Origin of the sequence: Proteus vulgaris (assembly GCF_011045815.1) — a bacterium.
GTDB lineage: Bacteria > Pseudomonadota > Gammaproteobacteria > Enterobacterales > Enterobacteriaceae > Proteus > Proteus vulgaris_B.
Window position 1 is genome coordinate 2,133,832 of the sequence record NZ_CP047344.1, and the last position, 19,306, is coordinate 2,153,137.

A 19,306-nucleotide genomic window follows, 5' to 3' on the forward strand; every position below is an offset into this window, starting at 1 on the left:
TATTACTATCACCTATTCTTATAGGCGATATTTTTTGCATGAAAAAAATAAGAGCCTCTTAAGAGACTCCTATTGATTTTTATTTCACAGAGATTATTGATGCGATTTATCAGCAATTTTATCTTCAGCAGTTAGAAAATCGTCTATCAACAAAATTAAGGATATTGCGCCAGAATTTCCGTTATTTTTTCTTCTAATAAACCTTTACGCCAGCGCGAAATAAGCTCAGGCTGCCCTTCTTTTATTTTCCAATGAATACTTAATAACTGATTAATTTGTCTTCTTGAAGCCAATAATTCTGGGTTATAGCGCTTACTTTCACTCATTTCTTGAATAACGGATTTTATCGCTTTAAACGCTTTTTTATAATTTGGTTGTTCAATGATATTACCAATAGGCTCAGGACAATCTTCATCTTTGATCTCTTTAGCCTTAGCAACAAAATCTAATAAGCGGCGTCCATGACAACGAATTTCCTGACCTGAAAGCGATAATGCATCTAATTCAGCGAGTGATGTAGGAAGATAGCGAGCAACAGCCCATAAGTGTTCTTCTCTTACAACAAAATTAAGTGCCATATCACGCGCTTTAGCTTGGTTTAAACGCCACTCGGCTAACATTTTTAAACAGGCTAATTGTTGGCCTTTTAATTGCCATGCATTGCCAATATCACGATAAGCGAACTCAGGAGAAACCGTTTCTTGTCGACGTTGAGCTATCATTTCACATTCATCTACAATCGCCTCCATGTATCCGGCTTCTTCAGCTTCTGCGATAAGCTTTTTGGCTAATGGCAATAAATAGAAAACATCACCACTGGCATATTGACATTGCTTTTCCGTTAAAGGACGAGCCAACCAATCAGTGCGAGATTCACTTTTATCTAATGCGATATCTTCATATTTCTCAACTAACGTTGCAAAGCCACAAGAAATCGGATAGCCCAAAAATGCAGCAACCACTTGTGTATCAATCATTGGTTTGGGAACACAACCAAACTGGTGAGAAAATACTTCGAGATCTTCACTCCCCGCATGGAGATATTTCATGATGTTTGGAGCAGTTAATAATTCAACGAAGGGAGTCCAATTTGTTATTGCTAGGGGATCAATAAGAGAGATCTGTTTACCATCATACATCTGAATCAAACCAAGATGCGGGTAATAGGTACGTATGCGGACAAACTCTGTATCTAATGCGATTTGTGAAGCTTGTGATGCGGCTTTACAAGCGGTTTCTAATGCAGTGTCTGTCGTAATCAATTGATAATTCAAAACAGGTTTCTCTTGTTTTTATGTCTAATGACTTTTTATGTAATGACAAAAACGCCGGTATAAACCGGCGAAATTGAAAAAGGTTATTGAGTGTTGTATCAAGATTCAGTTGAGGTTTTCAACTGTTTTTCTTCATTTCTTAACTCTCTGCGTAAAATTTTACCGACATTAGATTTTGGTAATTCATCACGAAACTCAATAATTTTAGGTACTTTATACCCAGTTAAGTAGCGACGACAGTGTGTTTTTATCTCATCTTCCGTCAATGTAGGGTCTTTTTTCACGATAAAAATCTTAACTGTCTCACCTGAATTTTTACTCGGTACACCAATTGCCGCTGATTCTAATACTTTAGGGTGACCCGTAACCACTTCTTCAACTTCATTAGGATAAACGTTAAATCCTGAGACTAGGATCATATCTTTTTTACGGTCAATAATGCGAATAAAGCCTTCGTCATCCATTGTCGCAATATCACCTGTTGCAACCCAACCATCGTGTAAAACCTCGTCAGTGGCATCAGGGCGGTTCCAATATCCTTTCATGACCTGAGGTCCACGAACCCACATTTCACCGCCTACAGTGCGGTCAACTTCGTTACCTTCATCATCCATAAACTTAACGTCAGTTGAGGGTACAGGTAATCCAATACTACCACTGTATTTTTTCAGATTATAAGGATTACCAGTGACCAGAGGAGAACATTCTGTCAGGCCATAACCTTCTAATAAATGTTTGCCTGTTAACTCTTCCCACTCTTTGGCGACACTGCTTTGTACAGGCATACCACCACCAACAGAAAGATTTAGTTTGGAGAAATCAAGTTGACGAAATTCAGGATTTTGCAACCAAGCGTTAAATAACGTGTTTACACCTGTAATAGCCGTGACAGGGTAACGTGATAACTCTTTAATTGTTCCTTTCACATCACGAGGGTTAGTGATAAGTAAGTTTTTACCCCCAACTTCAATAAACAGTAGGCAATTAACGGTTAAAGCAAAAACGTGATACAGCGGTAATGCGGTGACCACTAGTTCTTTACCCACATTTAGAGCAGGAACATAGGCCGCTTTGGCTTGTTCAAGATTTGCCAACATATTGCGATGCGTTAGCATGGCGCCTTTAGCAATACCTGTTGTTCCACCTGTATATTGTAAGAATGCTAAATCGTTACCAGTAATTTCAGGTTTGATATATTGCATTCGATAACCAAAATGCATTGCTCTTCGAAATGAAATGGCATCAGGCAAATTATATTTAGGTACTAATCGTTTGATGTACTTAACAACAAAATCAACGAGTGTTGCTTTAGGGCGAGATAATTGATCACCCATTCGAGTTAAAATAACGTGCTTAATGCTGGTATTAAACACAATTTTTTCGAGTGTATGCGCAAAGTTGGAGACAATAACAATGGCAGTTGCACCACTGTCATTTAACTGATGTTCAAGTTCTCTTGGTGTGTAAAGTGGGTTTACGTTTACGACAACCATGCCTGCACGAAGAATACCGAAAAGTGCGATAGGATATTGCAATAAATTAGGCATCATCAAGGCAACACGATCACCTTTTTTCAATCCTAAGCCATTTTGCAGGTATGCTGCAAAAGCACGGCTACGCTCTTCAAGTTTGCGATAAGTCATGACCTCGCCCATATTGATAAAGGCGGGTTGATCTGCGTAATTTGCGACAGCGTTTTCAAGCATCTCAGCAAGGGATGCGAAACGGTCCGGGTCAATTTCAGCCGGAACATCTGCCGGATAACGTTTAAGCCAGACTTTTTCCAAAGTAGTACTCCTGATTAATCGCACTTCTTGGGTTAATATTATGTTTCATTTTTAACAAAGTATTAACTCATCCTACCAGCACAAACAATTTTCTGTTGTGAAGATGAGAAGTGTGTCACTAAATATTTTATTTTTAGATTAACAAAAAAGAAGGCGGTCAAAACCGCCCTCTCTTTTATTTTTATTCAACTTTAATAACGCTATTAGATAGTTACCTAATATATTATAGATATTAATTATACACCGTTTCGTCCAAATGGAGATGAAATATTATATTGTCATGCGATCACAAACCCATTTTTTATTCTAAAACGGGTACAACCTGACCAGTTCCATATGGATATCCACCATAACCACCATATCCATGATGATAACCCCAATATGGGCCATCACCATAATATCCCCATGTCATAACAGGTGCTGGCATAATCACTTGCTGTGTCAGTGTCCAACGTTTCATTCCTGTTACATCCATACGTAAAAATGGATAGCTCGCTTCCCCAACTTTTCCTGTTTCAACGCCTTTAATCGTTCCAACTACCGTTACATACTGGTTTTTATAATCTGTAGGATCTAAGAAATGCATGACATTTGCATAGAGACGCCCAATAGACGGCTGTTGTAATTCAGGTGCTGCATCATATTGAGAAAGTGGCATAACGGCAATTTCTAGCTGTGTGGATGATTGAAGATTTTTAACATCAATCACACGTCCGCCAAAACGACCTTCTTGACCTACATAAAGTTCAGGCGCTACAAAAATACCATTTAAATCAGTGACAGGCGTTGCTGATGTTCCTTTTATTGATTCAGGTATTGAGACACATCCCGTTAGAAACAAAGCACCAGACAAAAATAGTGTTTTGCTTACCAAACGGTAGTTTAATTGTCTTTTCATAAACCACCTCATTGCAAGTCATTATTGACGTTACTCTATAATATTATTATAGCTTTACTCTGTAATTTCTAATAGATATTCATAATCTATTCACGACCAGGTAGTTTTTTCCACGTAACTTCGTTACGCAAATAAACAGGTTCAGCCTCTTCTACTCTTGTGGCTTTTCCTTCATGCCAAGCAGTAACTGCAAGCGGTAGCATATCTTGTGCCGCCGGCAATGTAATATCAGTTTCAACAACGGTAAAAGGCAATGTCTCTTTTAATTCAGTATAGGCTTGCCAACCCGTACCCGCCATTGCCCAAGTACCCGTGGTTGATTGTAAGGCTTCAACAAAGTGTTCAGGTTTCATCACAGCTTCTGTTTCTTCACCTAACCAAATCCCTTCGTCGTTACGTTGATATTGAGCACAATAAATTTCACCCATACGTGCATCTATTGCGACTAAAACCTGCTTGATCCCTGTTGTTCTAAATACACCTTCTGCCATGGTGGCAAGTGATGATATACCAATCATGGGTAATTCAGCACCCAACGCGATACCTTGTGCAACACCGACACCAATACGAACCCCAGTAAAACTGCCTGGACCACGCCCAAAAGCAAGGACATCTAATGATTGCAATGTTAAGTTCGCTTCTTCTAAGGCGCTTTTGACCATAGGTAAAATCTTTTGTGTATGTTCACGAGGTGAGATCTCAAAACGTGAAGCAACAACGCCTTCATTCCAAACTGCAACTGAACAAGATTCTGTTGCAGTATCTATTGCTAAAATTCGCAGTGACACGCCATAACTCCGGCAAATTCGATAATTAAAAGAGAAAGAATAATATCATAATAGTGTTCGACAGAATAAACACACATTCTGTGCGATCGCTATTATGAACCCAATATTTCTTGTTTTTCATTCTGCTGTGCGCGTTGGCTCAAAAAACTCATAGTTTTTTCAAGAGAACGTGTTCGTGGTGAAGGGGGTAAACTGCTTAAAAAAACCTCTCCGTATGCACGAGAAACCAATCTATCATCACACACTATAATTGCGCCATAATCGTGTACATCACGAATTAATCGTCCAACACCTTGTTTTAAACTAATTACAGCATCCGGAATTTGCACATCCCTGAATGCATCACCACCCCGTAATTCACAATCCTCAATACGTGCTCTTAATAGAGGATCATCTGGTGCTGTAAAAGGTAATTTATCAATAATCACACAAGACAATGTATCACCGCGCACATCAACCCCTTCCCAAAAGCTTTGAGTTGCAACCAAAAGTGCATTTCCTGATGAGACAAATTTTTGCAGTAATTGTGTTTTACTCATTTCCCCTTGCATCAATACAGGTAATGGCAAACTGGCTTTAAACTCTTCGGCAAGTCCACGCATCATGGCATGTGAAGTACAAAGGAAAAAACAGCGTCCTTGATTCTTTAAAATAACTGGCGTTAGCATGGCAGCTAAACGTTTCGCCGTATAAGGCTGATTTAAGGGCGGCAAATAACGCGGTACACACAATAATGTTTGATGTTGATAATCAAAGGGGCTATTTAAAATCAATGTTGTTGCGTTTTCTAAACCTAGCCTATCTGTATAATAAGACATTTGTTCATTTACAGAGAGCGTTGCCGAGGTAAATACCCAACTGCTTTTATGTGATTTAATTAATTCACGAAATTTATCTGCAACAGAAAGTGGCGTAATAGCCAGTAAGAAATGACGACCATAACTTTCAAACCAGTAACTATAGCCCGGAATTGTGGTATCAATCAGACGTTTTAAGCGATTGCGATAAACAGTGGCTCGTTCAAAAGCACTATCAAGTAATTGGCTTCGCCCTAACGATAGCTTCATAACGTCATAACTTAGTTCTAGCGCATCATCCAGTAACGTAAGAAAACGTTTTGTTTCACCACCCTGTAGCAGTTCTCGTAAATTACCTCGATAGCCTGTTTCACCTAATACTAAGCGAAAATCCATTACCATTTGAGTTAATCGATCGGCGCTTTTTTGCAATTGAACTTGATCACGCACTTCAGTGCGATAAGCAACGGTCATATCTCTAGCGAGATCAAAAAGCTGCCTACTGGTAAGTTGTTGACCAAAATAGTGGCTGGCAATATCCGGAATTTGATGAGCTTCATCAAAGATCATAATTTCAGCTTCCGGAATTAATTCACCAAAACCAGTATCTTTAACGACAGTATCCGCCATAAATAAATGGTGATTAACGACGACAATATCTGCATCCATTGCTTTTTTACGTGCGCTTAGAACATAGCACTCTTTATAGCGAGGACAATCACTTCCTAAACAGTTATCGTTAGTGCTCGTGACTAGAGGCCAAACTCGACTATCTTCTGCAACACTATGACAACGGCTAACATCACCATCTTCTGTCTGTGTTGACCATTGGCGTACATACATCACGTCAGATAATACTTCGGCTTCTAGATCACCACCACTGAGCATTTGTTGATCGAGTCGCTCTAAACACAAATAATTTGAACGCCCTTTTAATAAGGCCGTGTTGCCATCATAATTAATTGCTTCAATGATTGTCGGTAAATCCCGGCTATAGAGTTGATCTTGTAAGGCTTTAGAGCCTGTTGAAATAATGGTTTTTTTACCTGAACGCAAAGCAGGTACGAGGTAAGCATAGGTTTTCCCCGTTCCCGTACCAGCCTCCGCAATAAGTACACCCTGCTTATCAATAATATCTGTTATTGATTTCGCCATTTGTCGTTGAGCTTCACGGGGATGAAATCCAGGAATAGTTCGGGTTAAAATCCCGTTTTCTGCAAAATCGTCTGACACAGGCATACTCTTTTTATAAAATAAGACGTAAATTATGCCAGTGGATAATCAAAAGTACCACCTATGCCGTTAATACAAAGGAGAACTCAATGACAATTAAACGTATCGATCCCGAAGATCGCTGGTCTGAAGCGGTTATTCATAATGACACTATTTATTACACCGCTGTACCAGAGAATTTATCGGGCGATATTATTGAACAGACAGCAGATACATTAGCGGCAATCGATGTTTTATTACAACGCGTAGGTTCTGATAAAACTCAGATCCTTGATGCGACAATATTTTTAGCTGATAAAGCCGATTTTGAAGGAATGAATAAAGCATGGGATGCTTGGGTTGCTAAAGGTAGCGCGCCTGTACGCTGTACTGTGCAAGCACAATTAATGCACCCTGAATATAAAGTCGAAATTAAAATTATTGCAGCAATGTAAATACATTTATTAAGCACCTACTTTTATAGGTGCTTATTTTCTTTGATTTAACGTATTTTTATAATGTTATTTTAACTCAGGTATCCTATTTTTTATTGTCTCTGCATGACAACTGTATATTTTTGCTAATTTTTCATCACTGCCTTCAGATGTTACTTTCCCACAAATAAGATCTTTATTTTTTATCCACTGACGTTGGCCTAACAATAAAGCTTTTCTTTGTTCACTACTTAAACTTTGCCATCTATTATTTAATTCAGCATCTGCTGTAAGAAAATCTTGTTTTGCTTGAGAAAGTGAAAGTACTGGTGTTTCTTGCAAAGCCTGTCTTTGACGACGAACTTCTTGTTGCTCTAACGCCTGTTGACGTAGTGATCCTTGCTCTGCTTGTTGGTCTAATAGTTGTTGTTGACGCGTCAATTCTTGCTGTTGGCGAAGTTCTTCTTGTCTCTTTTGTAATTCTTGCTCTTGCTGTTGTTGCAATATTCTTTGTTGTTCTCTAATTGGTTTTATTATAGAAAGAGCAGAAACAAAAGCGGCACCATTTGAAATACTGTTTTTGGCTGAAATATTCACAAAAACCGTTTTATTATCATCCGTTGGTTGAGTGGTATAATCAATCCTTGCTGAGAAAGTATTAGTATTTTGTTCTAATGAAAAGTCTTCAAGTGTCTTATCAAGATTACGATTAAATTCCATCCGATAATAGTCGTGCAATGTTTCATAATTATTTGCTGGTAATGTCATTGAAACCATTGCTGAACAAGATTTCATCGTACTGTTTGGATCATTAGATTTAGTCATTATTTCAGACACGTTAAAACTCATTTCTTCTAATGTTGTTCGTTTTAATTGATTAGTTACATCAGAATAACGACTCGTTTGGCGAGAAACTTCTTCTAGTGCTGTTTTTTTCAATGCTTCAATAAGAGAAACTTGTGTTAATTCTGAAGAGCAACCAATAGGTTCTGTTTTTTCTCCACACGCCGTTAACAAGAGAGGAAAGCATAAAGCAATATATTTTAGTTTCATGATCATATTCCGATAATCTTAAATGGCTAAATTGTAAGTGTAAAATAGTTAAGTTTATTTTATATTAAATATTTTTAATTTCACTTTATTTAACAACTCTCTAAAACATCAATATTGACTACACCCAATAGAGCAACCCTTTCTTGAGCATAAAAAAAGCTGAATTCAGAAAGAACTCAGCTTTTTTATATAACTTACTTTGTGCTGTGATAATCAGATTACTATCTTTATCAAAATCTCACTTATTATGTTAAGTAGATTTAAGCAAATTTAATCATTACCATACCAACCAGTAATAATATAATTCCACCCCATCCTTTATAATTGAGCCTCTGATTAAATAAGATCCAACCGGCAGCGATAGTTGCAATAATACCGAATGCTCCCCAAAGTGCATAAGCAACTGAAAGCTCTATCCCTTTGACTGCCATTGCTAGTGCACTAAACGCACCTAACACACAAACAAGTGATAATATTCCTAATCCCATTCGGCTAAAGCCGTTAGACATTTTTAAAAATATATTGGCAATAATCTCAAGCACTACGGCAAGTATTAGGAACGCACCATGCCACCATTCAAATTGAGCTAGCATAATTAAGCCTCCTTGATATTGGCAGGAATTGGCTTATTCGCTCCTTTTACGGCACTCGCAACGTGCTTGGCTTTACCCGCGATACTTTTTACCGAATCGGTTGTTTTCTTAGCAACAGCCGATTTTTTAGTACCGGATTTGATAAGCGTGATCCCTGCAATTAACATCGCTAGACCACCTAACTTTAATGGTGACAGCGATTCACCAAACCACAGAACGCTGAATGTCGTAATAATGACAATTCCAATACCTTCCCATAGTGCATATGCTACACCTAATGCCACTTTCTTAACGGCTATGGCTAAAAAGATATAGGAAGTGGCAATCATTAACCACATCACTATCATACCGGTGTAGCCACCGCTTACACTGGCGTACTTCATTGATAAAGTACCGATAACTTCACAAACGATAGCTAATGCTAAAAATATCCAATAAATCATTTTTTCATCTCTCATACACATTTGAAATACGCCGAAACGTTTCTTGCGCAGGAAGATAGAGAATATGTAGATAGTCTTTCTGGCGGCAATAAAAGCCGAACGTTAAGGCAACGTCATTTCCTGATTGCGTCAGGAATTAAGATGAGAGATTTCTATAATGCGCCACACCAGTAGTGTTCGCTGGATAAAATAGCAGAAAGGAATAACTTATAGGTAGAACGTTTAACTTTGACGCTTTTGGCGCTAGTCATGATTATTTATTCTTTCATCGCACAGACCATCCGCACGATATACTCCGAACCCTCATATAAGATGGTTAAATGTTACATGATATTTCTATCATGCCGAATTATTTAAAGCAATGCCTTTTCGCAAAATATTTTTGTTAATTGATTGGTTTTATTTAAGTTTTAGTTTCTAGCCAAAATCAAATTGCATAGTTAATCAGTGATTTTACGATCCTTCAGTAGTTTTATTCATCTAAATTGCTGTAATTATGCTTAAAGGTATTTAGCTGATAAAAAAATACCCAGCATAGCTGGGTATTTTTCGTTAGAATGGACAATCAAAATCAATTATTCAATTTCATTCCATGAACGACCATCACGAGTGATCATTGCAACAGATGCAACAGGTCCCCATGTACCCGCTTGGTAAGGCTTAGGCAGTTCATTGTCGCATTCCCATGCATTAATAATTGAATCAACCCATTTCCACGCTTCTTCTACTTCATCTCGGCGTACGAACAATGCTTGAATACCACGCATTGCTTCTAACAATAAACGTTCGTAAGCATCTGCTAAATGTGTTTGATTGAATGTTTCAGAGAAACTCAAGTCCAGTTTCGTAGTTTGTAAGCGATGTTTATGATCAAGACCAGGTGCCTTATTCAGCACCTCAATATCAATACCTTCATCTGGTTGTAAACGAATAGTCAGTTTATTTTGTGGTAACTCTTGATAAGTTTCACTAAAAATATTGAGTGCCGGTTTTTTAAAATAAACCACAACTTCTGAACATTTACTTGGTAGGCGTTTACCTGTTCTTAGATAAAACGGAACCCCTGCCCAGCGCCAGTTATCAATATCAGCACGGATAGCGACAAAAGTTTCTGTATGACTGGTTTTATTTGCACCTTCTTCATCAAGATAGCCTGGCACTTTCTTACCTTGTACAAAACCACCCGTATATTGCCCACGAACCGTTTTTTCGCGAATATTAGTGTTATCAATACGACGTAATGAACGTAAGACTTTCACTTTTTCTTGACGAATACTATCAGCGGTTAAATCAGCTGGTGGTGACATTGCAATCATCGTTAAGATCTGCAACAAGTGGTTTTGTACCATGTCACGCATTTGACCCGCTTGATCGAAATATCCCCAACGCCCTTCAATACCCACTTCTTCTGCAACAGTAATTTGAACATGATCAATCGTTTTATTGTCCCAATTGTTAACAAACAGTGAGTTTGCAAAGCGCAGTGCTAATAGATTTAAAACTGTTTCTTTACCTAAATAGTGGTCGATACGATAAATTTGGCTCTCTTTAAAGTATTTCGCCACACTATCATTGATAGAAACAGAAGACGCTAAGTCTGTGCCCAATGGTTTTTCCATCACAACACGATTTGGCTCTTTATTAAGTTTTGCATGGCCTAAACCTTTACACATTGCACTAAAGGTACTTGGTGGCATTGCAAAGTAGTAAATAGCGGGTAATTTGTCTTGTTTGAGGTGCTTTGATAGCTCAATGAAATGGTCTGTTTCATTGACATCAAGATTACAAAAATCTAAGCGATCACTTAAACGCTGCCAAATTTCAGGATTAATTTCTTCTTTTAAAAAAGTTTTTAATGCTTCGTGGGCAACATTTTTATATGCCTCGGCATCCCAATCAGCACGACCTACACCAATAATGCGAGAGTCAGGGTGAATATATCCTGCTTTTTCCAATTGATATAATGATGGAATAAGCTTACGGCGTGCTAGATCCCCTTTCGTACCGAAGATAACCAGATCACAGGCCTGAGCAGTCGATATCGCTGCCATAGTACGTCTCCTCATGATGAGATTTTGTAATTTTGTTACAGAATTTTGTATTAATGTACTCTTTTGGATGTATTCAGTAAATACGCTCGCACATTTAGTCTCTAACTTACCACACATATTGTAACGCTTCATTTTATGTCTAGTGTTTTATCCTTTCTTGTAACTTTACAACAGTTTTGTTTCTGATTTTCAGCTTTGAAAGTTAGACACACGTCATACTTTAACGAAAAAAGCCCTGTTTACCGATGGTTTACACTGCAAGTCTTGTTCTTTGCGTAGTATATTTTCATAAAACCGTTATAGATTTCTCCTTTTATTGAAATTGGCAAAGCCAAGGATCTGTATATTTAATGAATATATTGGAAAGGGTTCAGTCTAATCTGGACATCTTGAGTAAATCAGAAAAAAAAGTTGCAGAAGCTGTTTTAACTGCACCACAAACTGTTATCCATTCTAGTATTGCCTTAATGGCTAGAACCGCTGATGTCAGCGAACCCACGGTTAATCGCTTTTGCCGTCGCATGGCAACCAAGGGATTTCCTGATTTTAAATTACAATTAGCACAAAGCATTGCTAACGGCACGCCTTATGTAAATCGTAATATTGATGATTCTGATACAGTCTCTTCTTATACCAATAAAATTTTTGAATCCGCCATGGCGGGACTTGAGAACGTTAAAAATAATATTGATATCGCCGCAATCAATCGTGCAGTTGATATTTTGACACAAGCTAAAAAAATCTCTTTTTTTGGCTTAGGCGCATCAGCGGCCGTGGCTCATGATGCCATGAACAAGTTTTCTCGTTTTAATATTCCTGTTACTTACTTTGATGACGTTGTTATGCAGCGTATGAGTTGTATCAATAGCGCTGATGGTGATGTTGTCGTGGTTATCTCCCATACGGGGCGGACTAAAAATCTCGTTGAAATAGCTAAAATTGCACGTGAAAACGATGCTGCAGTGATTGCTATTACGACACCCGGCTCACTTTTAGCCTCTGAAGCTACTCTTCCTATTTTACTTGATGTGCCTGAAGATACTGATATCTACATGCCAATGATCTCCCGCCTTGCACAACTCACTATTATTGATGTTCTCGCGACAGGATTTATTTTACGTCGAGGACCAAAATTCAGAGATAACTTGAAGCGCGTCAAAGAAGCTTTACGTGATTCACGGTTTGATAAGTAACCGTTTTTAATTATTCTGTTAGTATTGTCACACTTCCTATTGTGCCCTTGACTAGATAACTTTTTGAAAACTGGTAGCATATCTGCGAGCTAACTCTCGCATATAATGAAAACAGTAGTGTATGTTGCAATTAGCTTGATGCGTTTCACTTAACATATTGGATAAAATATTGTCTAATTTCTGTTTTATCCAATAGCCAACACCTTTTCGTTCAAGGTCAACGGAGTAATACATGTCCAGACGGCTCAGAAGAACAAAAATTGTTACCACCTTAGGCCCAGCAACAGATCGTGATAATAACTTAGAAAAAATTATTATTGCTGGTGCAAATGTTGTTCGATTAAATTTCTCTCATGGTTCTGCGGAAGATCATCTTGCTCGCGCTAATCGTACGCGTGAAATTGCAGCAAGATTGGGTCGCCATGTTGCTATTCTTGGAGATTTACAAGGCCCTAAAATCCGTGTTTCTACATTTAAAGACGGAAAAGTTTTCCTGAATGTCGGTGATAAATTCTTGCTTGATGCTGCCCTTGAAAAAGGTGAAGGCAATCAAAATCAAGTCGGCATTGACTATAAAGGCCTACCTGCCGATGTGGTTCCTGGTGATATTTTGCTGCTCGATGATGGTCGCGTTCAGTTAAAAGTTCTCAAAGTTGATGGACTAAAAGTCTTTACTGAAGTCACTGTGGGTGGCCCTCTATCTAATAATAAAGGAATTAACAAGCTCGGTGGCGGTCTTTCTGCAGATGCATTAACAGAAAAAGATAAACAAGATATTATTACGGCAGCTAAAATTGGTGTCGATTACCTTGCTGTTTCATTTCCAAGAACAGGTGAAGATCTTAACCTCGCACGGCGTTTAGCCCGTGATGCAGGTTGTGAATGCCAAATCGTATCTAAAGTAGAGCGAGCTGAAGCGGTAGCTAATGATGAAATTATCGATGAGATCATTATGGCATCCGATGTTGTGATGGTAGCTCGTGGTGATTTAGGCGTTGAAATTGGCGATCCTGAACTTGTTGGTGTGCAGAAAAAATTAATTCGCCGTGCTCGTCAGCTTAATCGTGTTGTTATCACAGCTACTCAAATGATGGAGTCAATGATAACAAACCCAATGCCAACTCGAGCAGAAGTTATGGACGTTGCTAATGCGGTGTTAGATGGCACTGATGCCGTTATGCTTTCGGCAGAAACTGCGGCAGGACAATATCCAGCAGAAACAGTCGCTTCAATGGCACAAGTCTGTTTAGGGGCTGAAAAAATGCCTGCGGCTAATGTTTCTAAACATCGCTTAGATATGGTGTTTGATACCGTGGAAGAAGCAATTGCGATGTCCACTATGTATGCTGCTAACCACATGAAAGGCGTTAATGCGATTATTGCGATGACAGAATCAGGCCGTACTGCACGCATGATGTCTCGTATTAGTACCGGTTTACCTATTTTCTCAATGTCTCGCCATGAGAAAACACTAAATCAAACAGCACTTTATCGTGGCGTTACACCTGTTTACTGTAGTACTCATACTGATGGTATTGCTGCCGCTAACGAAGCCATTTCTCGTTTGCGTGATAAAGGTTTCTTAGTTTCTGGTGATTTAGTGCTAGTCACTCAAGGTGACCTTATGGGTACAATCGGCAGCACTAATACATGCCGTATTTTGACGGTTGAATAATACCCAAGTGTAAATCTTAATAACAAAACGGGCACTTAATTAAGTGCCCATTTTTTATATTTACTTATTAACTGACTAATCCAATATATTTTCACGCGAGTAAGGCTCTATTTCGCCCTCTTTACGTGTCTTCAGTAATTTTAAGATCCAAGTATATTGTTCGGGTGTTGGTGTCACTAGTGCTTCTAACTCTTCATTCATTCTACGTGCAATGTACGCATCATCTTTATCTTCAATATCATCCATCGGCTCACGAATAATAATGTGAAGCTGATGTGTTTTATGGCAATAGACTGGGAACAAAGGCACAATAGCAGCTCGACATACTTTCATTAAACGGCCAATCGCAGGTAATGTTGCTTTATATGTACCAAAAAAATCCACAAATTGGCTATGTTCTGCGCCATGATCTTGATCAGGTAAGTAATATCCCCAAAAGCCTTGTCGAACAGAAGAAATAAATGGCTTAATGCCAGCTTCGCGCGAATGTAATCGCCCATCAAAATGGTGGCGTGCTTTATTCCATAAATAATCAGCCACGGGATCTTTTTGATGGTGGAACATAGCTGCCATTTGCTGGCCTTTAGCTGCTAGTAACATTGCAGGGATATCAACTGCCCAACCATGTGGCACCATAAAAATAACATTACGGCCTTGCTCTTTAAAACGTTCGATGATCTCAAGGCCCTGCCAGCTTGTTCGTTTTAATATGTGCTCAGGCCCTCTTAAACAAAGCTCTGCTAACATCACAAAGGATTGGGGAGCCGTTTCAAACATACTATCAAGAACTGTTTCACGTTGTGTTTTATCCCATTTTGGAAAACAGTATCTCAAATTGATATCTGCACGACGTCTTGCGCTTTTCGCTTTACGTCCAACAAAACGACCAATAGAAGCAAGAAATGGATCACGCCATTTAACTGGCATATAAGCCAATGCACTTAAAACACCAGCACCTATCCAAGTTCCCCAGTGACGAGGATGTAAATATGCACGGTGAAAAGTAGGCACATAACCCGCTTTGCTATCTGTATCTTTTTCTTTATTCATCAGATAACTCTCTGAACTGACACCCCTAATAGGCGTAAAAAACGTTAAAACAAAAACGGATGATATCAATCATCCGCTTTTATGTCTTTAAAATCGTGTTTATTGTCAATCGGCTAGCACTAATTGAGGCTTAATCTCTTTGACTTTAGCTAGGTATTCTTGCTTATCTTTGCCTGTTAAACCATCAGCACGAGGTAATGTTGCCGTTAATGGATTAACTGCTTGTTGGTTGATCCACAGTTCATAGTGTAAATGAGGACCTGTAGAACGCCCAGTATTACCTGATAACGCAATTCTATCGCCACGTTTAACACGTTGCCCTGGTTTTACTAATAATTGACGCAAATGCATATAACGCGTGGTGTATTGGCTACCATGTCGAATAGCGATAAAGTTACCTGCGGCACCGCTATATTTTGCCACAATAACTTCACCATCCCCTGTTGCTAATACTGGTGTACCCACTGGCATAGCAAAATCGACACCTTTATGAGCTGCTAAACGTCCTGTAACTGGGTTAATACGACGAGGATTAAATTGAGAAGATACTCTAAACTGTTTGACCGTTGGAAAACGCATAAATCCGCGTTCTAATCCGCCTGCTTGGCTATCGTAAAAACGGCCATCTTCGGCAAGGAACGCATAATAATCTTTACCAGCACTACGTAAACGGACACCAATTAGCTCACTTTGCTCAGTGCGCCCATCAAGCACTTCACGAGAAAACAGTGCCGCAAATTGGTCACCACTTTGTAATTTTTTAAAGTCTACTTGCCACTGTAATGCTTTAGTAACAGCGCGTGCTTCAGCGTTAGTTAAACCTGCGTTTGTTGCACTAACAGAAAAACTGCCTCGAATAACACCAGTCGTTACGCTATTTTTCCATTCCCCTTTCTGGAATTCTTTTGTTTCTTTAAAACCCGCTTCTGTACGGGTATAAACGCGAGTTTCGCGACGAGAAACACCCCAGCTTAATTCTTGAAGCAACCCACTATCATCAAGTTCCCAGCTAATTGGTTGCCCAATTTTGAGATTTCTGAGATCTTTATTTTGATTAGAGATAGTCGCAATATCAGCAGAATCAATACCAAACTGAGTCAGTATTGAGCTTAACGAATCGCCACTAGACACAATATAAGTATGAGGAACTTGTGCTACTGTTGTACTTGCATCAGTACCATCATCTGCACCAACCAAGCCTTCGTCTGTAAGCTGATCGCTACTATCTGTGATGATGTCATCGGTATTTTCGCCTTGATTAGCAAGAGGCATTTGAATACTGACAGGAACTTCTCGGCTTTGTTCATTTTGAAGAACCACGGGCCGCCAAATCGCGACGGCCAATGTTGCTGCAGTTAACGAACCAAGCATGATTTTATGTGGGAGTGGTAAACTTAAATATACCTGTGCAATGGATTTCTTCTGCTGCACGCTCTTAATTCCTTATTGTGTTTCATTCAGGCAGCTCGCATATTGGTTAGCTAGTTGGGTAAGGAATTTTACATAGCTCTCTTGAGTTAGAGCAATCCCACTTCCTAGGGGGTCTAATACACCCATTTTAACCCCAGTGCCTTTCGCCACTGTTTCTATTACTGTCGGCCTAAATTGTGGCTCAGCAAAAATGCAGGTTGCTTTTTGCTCAACCAACTGTGTTCGTATTTGATGTAATTTCTGCGCACCTGGCTGTATTTCAGGGTTGATAGTAAAATGACCTAATGGCTTTAAATTATAATGTTTTTCGAAGTAGCCATAAGCATCATGAAAGACAAAATAACCCTTATTTCTAACAGGCGACAGAATATTAACAAGATTTTTATCAGTTTGCTTGAGTTGTTCACTGAATTTACCTAGGTTTACGTCCAGAAGTTCTTTTTTATCTGGATAAAGTGCAATTAACCTTTCATGGATCTGTTTTGCAGACGACAACGCAATCTCTGGTGATAACCAGATGTGCATATTATAATCACCGTGAGAATGATGTTCGTGATTTTCCTCATGTTTATGCACATTGTCATCATCATCTTTCAATAAAAGCGACTTTATTTCGTTAGTTTCTGCTAAAGCCAATTTATGATTGTCTGTAAGTCTGTTTAATGGCCTATCTAAAAACACTTCCATATCAGGCCCAATCCATACCATTAGGTCTGCGGAAGTGATTTTTTTTAAATCAGAAGGTTTTAACGCGTAATCATGTGGAGATGCACCATCCGGTAATAAAACTTCCGTTGGGGTCACCCCGTCAGCGATAGCTGCAGCAATAAACCCGATAGGTCGAATAGAAGCCACCACATCAGCCTGAACAGAAGCGCTGAATGAACTTATCATTACAGTCGCTAAAAATGATTTCAATAAAAAACGATGCGCAAATTTGTTGTTTTTATGTAACATAGGAAGAATTCTCGTGAATCGTCATTGGAAATGTTATATTATAACGTTTCAATGATTCTGCAAGTGCTAATTTTATGTCTGACTTGATTTGTTTAAAATCGGTTTCTGTTTCTTTTGGTGAAAGAGAAATTTTAAAAGATATCTCTTTTGATTTAAAAGCAGGCCGTATTCTTACTTTACTTGGCCCTAATGGTGCGGGTAAATCCACGGTTATCCGTTTAGTTCTTGGATTATTAAATCCAACATCAGGAAAAGTAGAACGCAATAATACGTTACGTATTGGCTATGTTCCTCAAAAACTTTATCTTGACCCCACAATGCCATTAACAGTTAAGCGCTTTATGACGCTAAAACCAGGTGTGCAAGATAAAGATATTCTCCCTGCCCTTGAGCGTGTTAATGCAGCTAAATTACTCAATCAGCCAATGCAAAAACTGTCTGGTGGTGAATCTCAGCGCGTGTTATTAGCAAGAGCCTTGCTTAATCAACCTCAACTTTTAGTTTTAGATGAGCCGACTCAAGGTGTTGATGTTAATGGCCAATTAGCACTTTATGATTTGATTAATCAACTTCGTAATGAATTAGGTTGTGCTATTTTGATGGTTTCTCATGATCTTCATCTTGTGATGGCAAAAACAGACGAAGTACTCTGTTTAAATGGTCATATTTGCTGTTCTGGTACACCTGACGTGGTTTCTTCTCATCCTGAATTTATTGCCATGTTTGGAAGCCGTGGTGCTGAACAACTCGGTATTTATCGTCATCATCACCAGCATAGTAAGGAGTGTCGTCATGATTGAGTTGCTGTTACCGGGTTGGATTGCCGGTATGCTCTTAGCAATGGCGGCGGGCCCTTTGGGCTCTTTTGTCGTTTGGCGTCGTATGTCTTATTTTGGCGATACCTTAGCTCATGCCTCACTACTTGGTGTTGCTTTTGGTTTGCTATTTAATATTGAGCCTTTTTATGCCGTTATTGTAGTCACTCTTCTTTTAGCTATTTTGTTAGTGTGGTTAGAATTAAAACCTCAACTTTCTGTTGATACCCTTTTAGGGATCATGGCACACAGTGCGCTTTCTTTAGGACTTGTGGTTGTTAGTTTGATGTCCAATGTGCGTGTTGATTTAATGGCATACCTATTTGGTGATTTACTCTCAGTTAACTATCAAGATGTTATTAGTATTTTTATTGGCGTTGTGATTGTTTTATTTGTGATTATCCGTTCATGGCGTCCACTACTTTCTATGACCATTAATCAAGATATGGCCTTTGTTGATGGTGTAAATATTCAGAAAGAACGTTTAAAGCTAATGATGATCACCGCACTAACCATTGGTTTAGCCATGAAATTTGTAGGGGCGCTGATCATTACCTCTTTACTCATCATCCCTGCGGCAACAGCCCGTCGTTTTGCTCGTTCACCAGAACAAATGGCTCTGATTGCAATCGCTGTTGGTATGTTGGCAATTACTGGCGGTTTAACCTTCTCTGCTTTATATGATACTCCCGCTGGCCCTTCTGTGGTTTTAGCCGCGAGTTGTCTATTTATTTTGAGTTTATTTGCACCTACTAAACAGTAATCAAATAATCCAAATTTAATACAAAAATAACCCTTGATGAAATGACTCCATCAAGGGTTATTTTTTATTTATGATAAATGACAGAACGTAAA

General features: G+C 38.8%; 17 protein-coding genes. 5 read left to right on the forward strand and 12 right to left on the reverse strand.

What is annotated here, in order from left to right; genetic code table 11:
• Positions 1–155: 155 nt before the first annotated feature.
• The 5 genes from rnd to GTH24_RS10110 form a co-directional block, all read right to left on the reverse strand.
• Entirely contained in the window at positions 156–1,274 is a 1,119-nt protein-coding gene (gene rnd, locus GTH24_RS10090) for a ribonuclease D (RefSeq protein WP_072068195.1), read from the reverse strand.
• A 98-nt stretch (positions 1,275–1,372) separates the two neighbouring features.
• Positions 1,373–3,061, reverse strand: a complete 1,689-nt coding sequence (gene fadD / locus GTH24_RS10095) for a long-chain-fatty-acid--CoA ligase FadD (RefSeq protein ID WP_072068196.1) — start codon at positions 3,059–3,061, stop codon at positions 1,373–1,375.
• 301 nt (positions 3,062–3,362) lie between these two features.
• Positions 3,363–3,959: a Slp family lipoprotein gene (locus GTH24_RS10100; RefSeq protein ID WP_072068197.1), complete on the reverse strand. Its 597-nt coding sequence runs from the start codon at positions 3,957–3,959 to the stop codon at positions 3,363–3,365.
• 86 nt (positions 3,960–4,045) lie between these two features.
• Positions 4,046–4,747 (reverse strand): tRNA (adenosine(37)-N6)-threonylcarbamoyltransferase complex dimerization subunit type 1 TsaB, encoded by a 702-nt coding sequence (gene tsaB, locus GTH24_RS10105; protein ID WP_115349822.1) that lies wholly within the window; start codon positions 4,745–4,747, stop codon positions 4,046–4,048.
• Positions 4,748–4,839: 92 nt separating this feature from the next.
• A complete protein-coding gene (locus tag GTH24_RS10110; RefSeq protein WP_082151759.1) occupies positions 4,840–6,783 on the reverse strand; it encodes an ATP-dependent DNA helicase in 1,944 nt (647 codons plus the stop codon).
• An 83-nt stretch (positions 6,784–6,866) separates the two neighbouring features.
• Between GTH24_RS10110 and GTH24_RS10115 the strand changes: the two genes are divergently transcribed.
• Complete coding sequence (locus tag GTH24_RS10115; protein WP_072068200.1) at positions 6,867–7,211, forward strand: RidA family protein; 345 nt, start codon at positions 6,867–6,869, stop codon at positions 7,209–7,211.
• Positions 7,212–7,277: 66 nt separating this feature from the next.
• Here GTH24_RS10115 and GTH24_RS10120 read toward each other — a convergent pair whose 3' ends face one another.
• From GTH24_RS10120 to zwf, 4 genes are all read right to left on the reverse strand, one after another.
• Entirely contained in the window at positions 7,278–8,243 is a 966-nt protein-coding gene (locus GTH24_RS10120; protein WP_164526361.1) for a lysozyme inhibitor LprI family protein, read from the reverse strand.
• Between the two features lie 260 nt (positions 8,244–8,503).
• Positions 8,504–8,836 (reverse strand): multidrug/spermidine efflux SMR transporter subunit MdtI, encoded by a 333-nt coding sequence (mdtI, locus tag GTH24_RS10125; protein WP_115349824.1) that lies wholly within the window; start codon positions 8,834–8,836, stop codon positions 8,504–8,506.
• 2 nt (positions 8,837–8,838) lie between these two features.
• Positions 8,839–9,279: a multidrug/spermidine efflux SMR transporter subunit MdtJ gene (gene mdtJ, locus GTH24_RS10130; RefSeq protein ID WP_072068468.1), complete on the reverse strand. Its 441-nt coding sequence runs from the start codon at positions 9,277–9,279 to the stop codon at positions 8,839–8,841.
• Between the two features lie 575 nt (positions 9,280–9,854).
• Entirely contained in the window at positions 9,855–11,330 is a 1,476-nt protein-coding gene (zwf, locus tag GTH24_RS10135; RefSeq protein ID WP_072068202.1) for a glucose-6-phosphate dehydrogenase, read from the reverse strand.
• A gap of 350 nt (positions 11,331–11,680) precedes the next feature.
• On the opposite strand from zwf, the gene GTH24_RS10140 reads away from it, so the two are divergent.
• Both GTH24_RS10140 and pyk read left to right on the forward strand, forming a co-directional pair.
• Positions 11,681–12,523, forward strand: coding sequence for a MurR/RpiR family transcriptional regulator (locus tag GTH24_RS10140; protein WP_164526362.1), 843 nt, complete (start codon positions 11,681–11,683; stop codon positions 12,521–12,523).
• Positions 12,524–12,755: 232 nt separating this feature from the next.
• Positions 12,756–14,198: a pyruvate kinase gene (gene pyk, locus GTH24_RS10145; RefSeq protein WP_072068204.1), complete on the forward strand. Its 1,443-nt coding sequence runs from the start codon at positions 12,756–12,758 to the stop codon at positions 14,196–14,198.
• 75 nt (positions 14,199–14,273) lie between these two features.
• On the opposite strand, the gene lpxM is transcribed toward pyk, so the two are convergent.
• From lpxM to znuA, 3 genes are all read right to left on the reverse strand, one after another.
• Complete coding sequence (lpxM, locus tag GTH24_RS10150) at positions 14,274–15,248, reverse strand: lauroyl-Kdo(2)-lipid IV(A) myristoyltransferase (RefSeq protein WP_072068205.1); 975 nt, start codon at positions 15,246–15,248, stop codon at positions 14,274–14,276.
• Positions 15,249–15,353: 105 nt separating this feature from the next.
• A complete protein-coding gene (gene mepM / locus GTH24_RS10155) occupies positions 15,354–16,679 on the reverse strand; it encodes a murein DD-endopeptidase MepM (protein ID WP_072068206.1) in 1,326 nt (441 codons plus the stop codon).
• A 12-nt stretch (positions 16,680–16,691) separates the two neighbouring features.
• A complete protein-coding gene (gene znuA / locus GTH24_RS10160; RefSeq protein WP_072068207.1) occupies positions 16,692–17,636 on the reverse strand; it encodes a zinc ABC transporter substrate-binding protein ZnuA in 945 nt (314 codons plus the stop codon).
• Between the two features lie 74 nt (positions 17,637–17,710).
• On the opposite strand from znuA, the gene znuC reads away from it, so the two are divergent.
• Positions 17,711–18,436 carry a zinc ABC transporter ATP-binding protein ZnuC gene (gene znuC / locus GTH24_RS10165; RefSeq protein WP_072068208.1) on the forward strand — a complete coding sequence of 242 codons (726 nt, stop codon included), beginning with the start codon at positions 17,711–17,713 and terminating at the stop codon, positions 18,434–18,436.
• Complete coding sequence (gene znuB / locus GTH24_RS10170) at positions 18,429–19,214, forward strand: zinc ABC transporter permease subunit ZnuB (protein WP_072068209.1); 786 nt, start codon at positions 18,429–18,431, stop codon at positions 19,212–19,214. The genes znuC and znuB overlap by 8 nt, the downstream gene beginning before the upstream one ends.
• Positions 19,215–19,306: the final 92 nt, after the last annotated feature.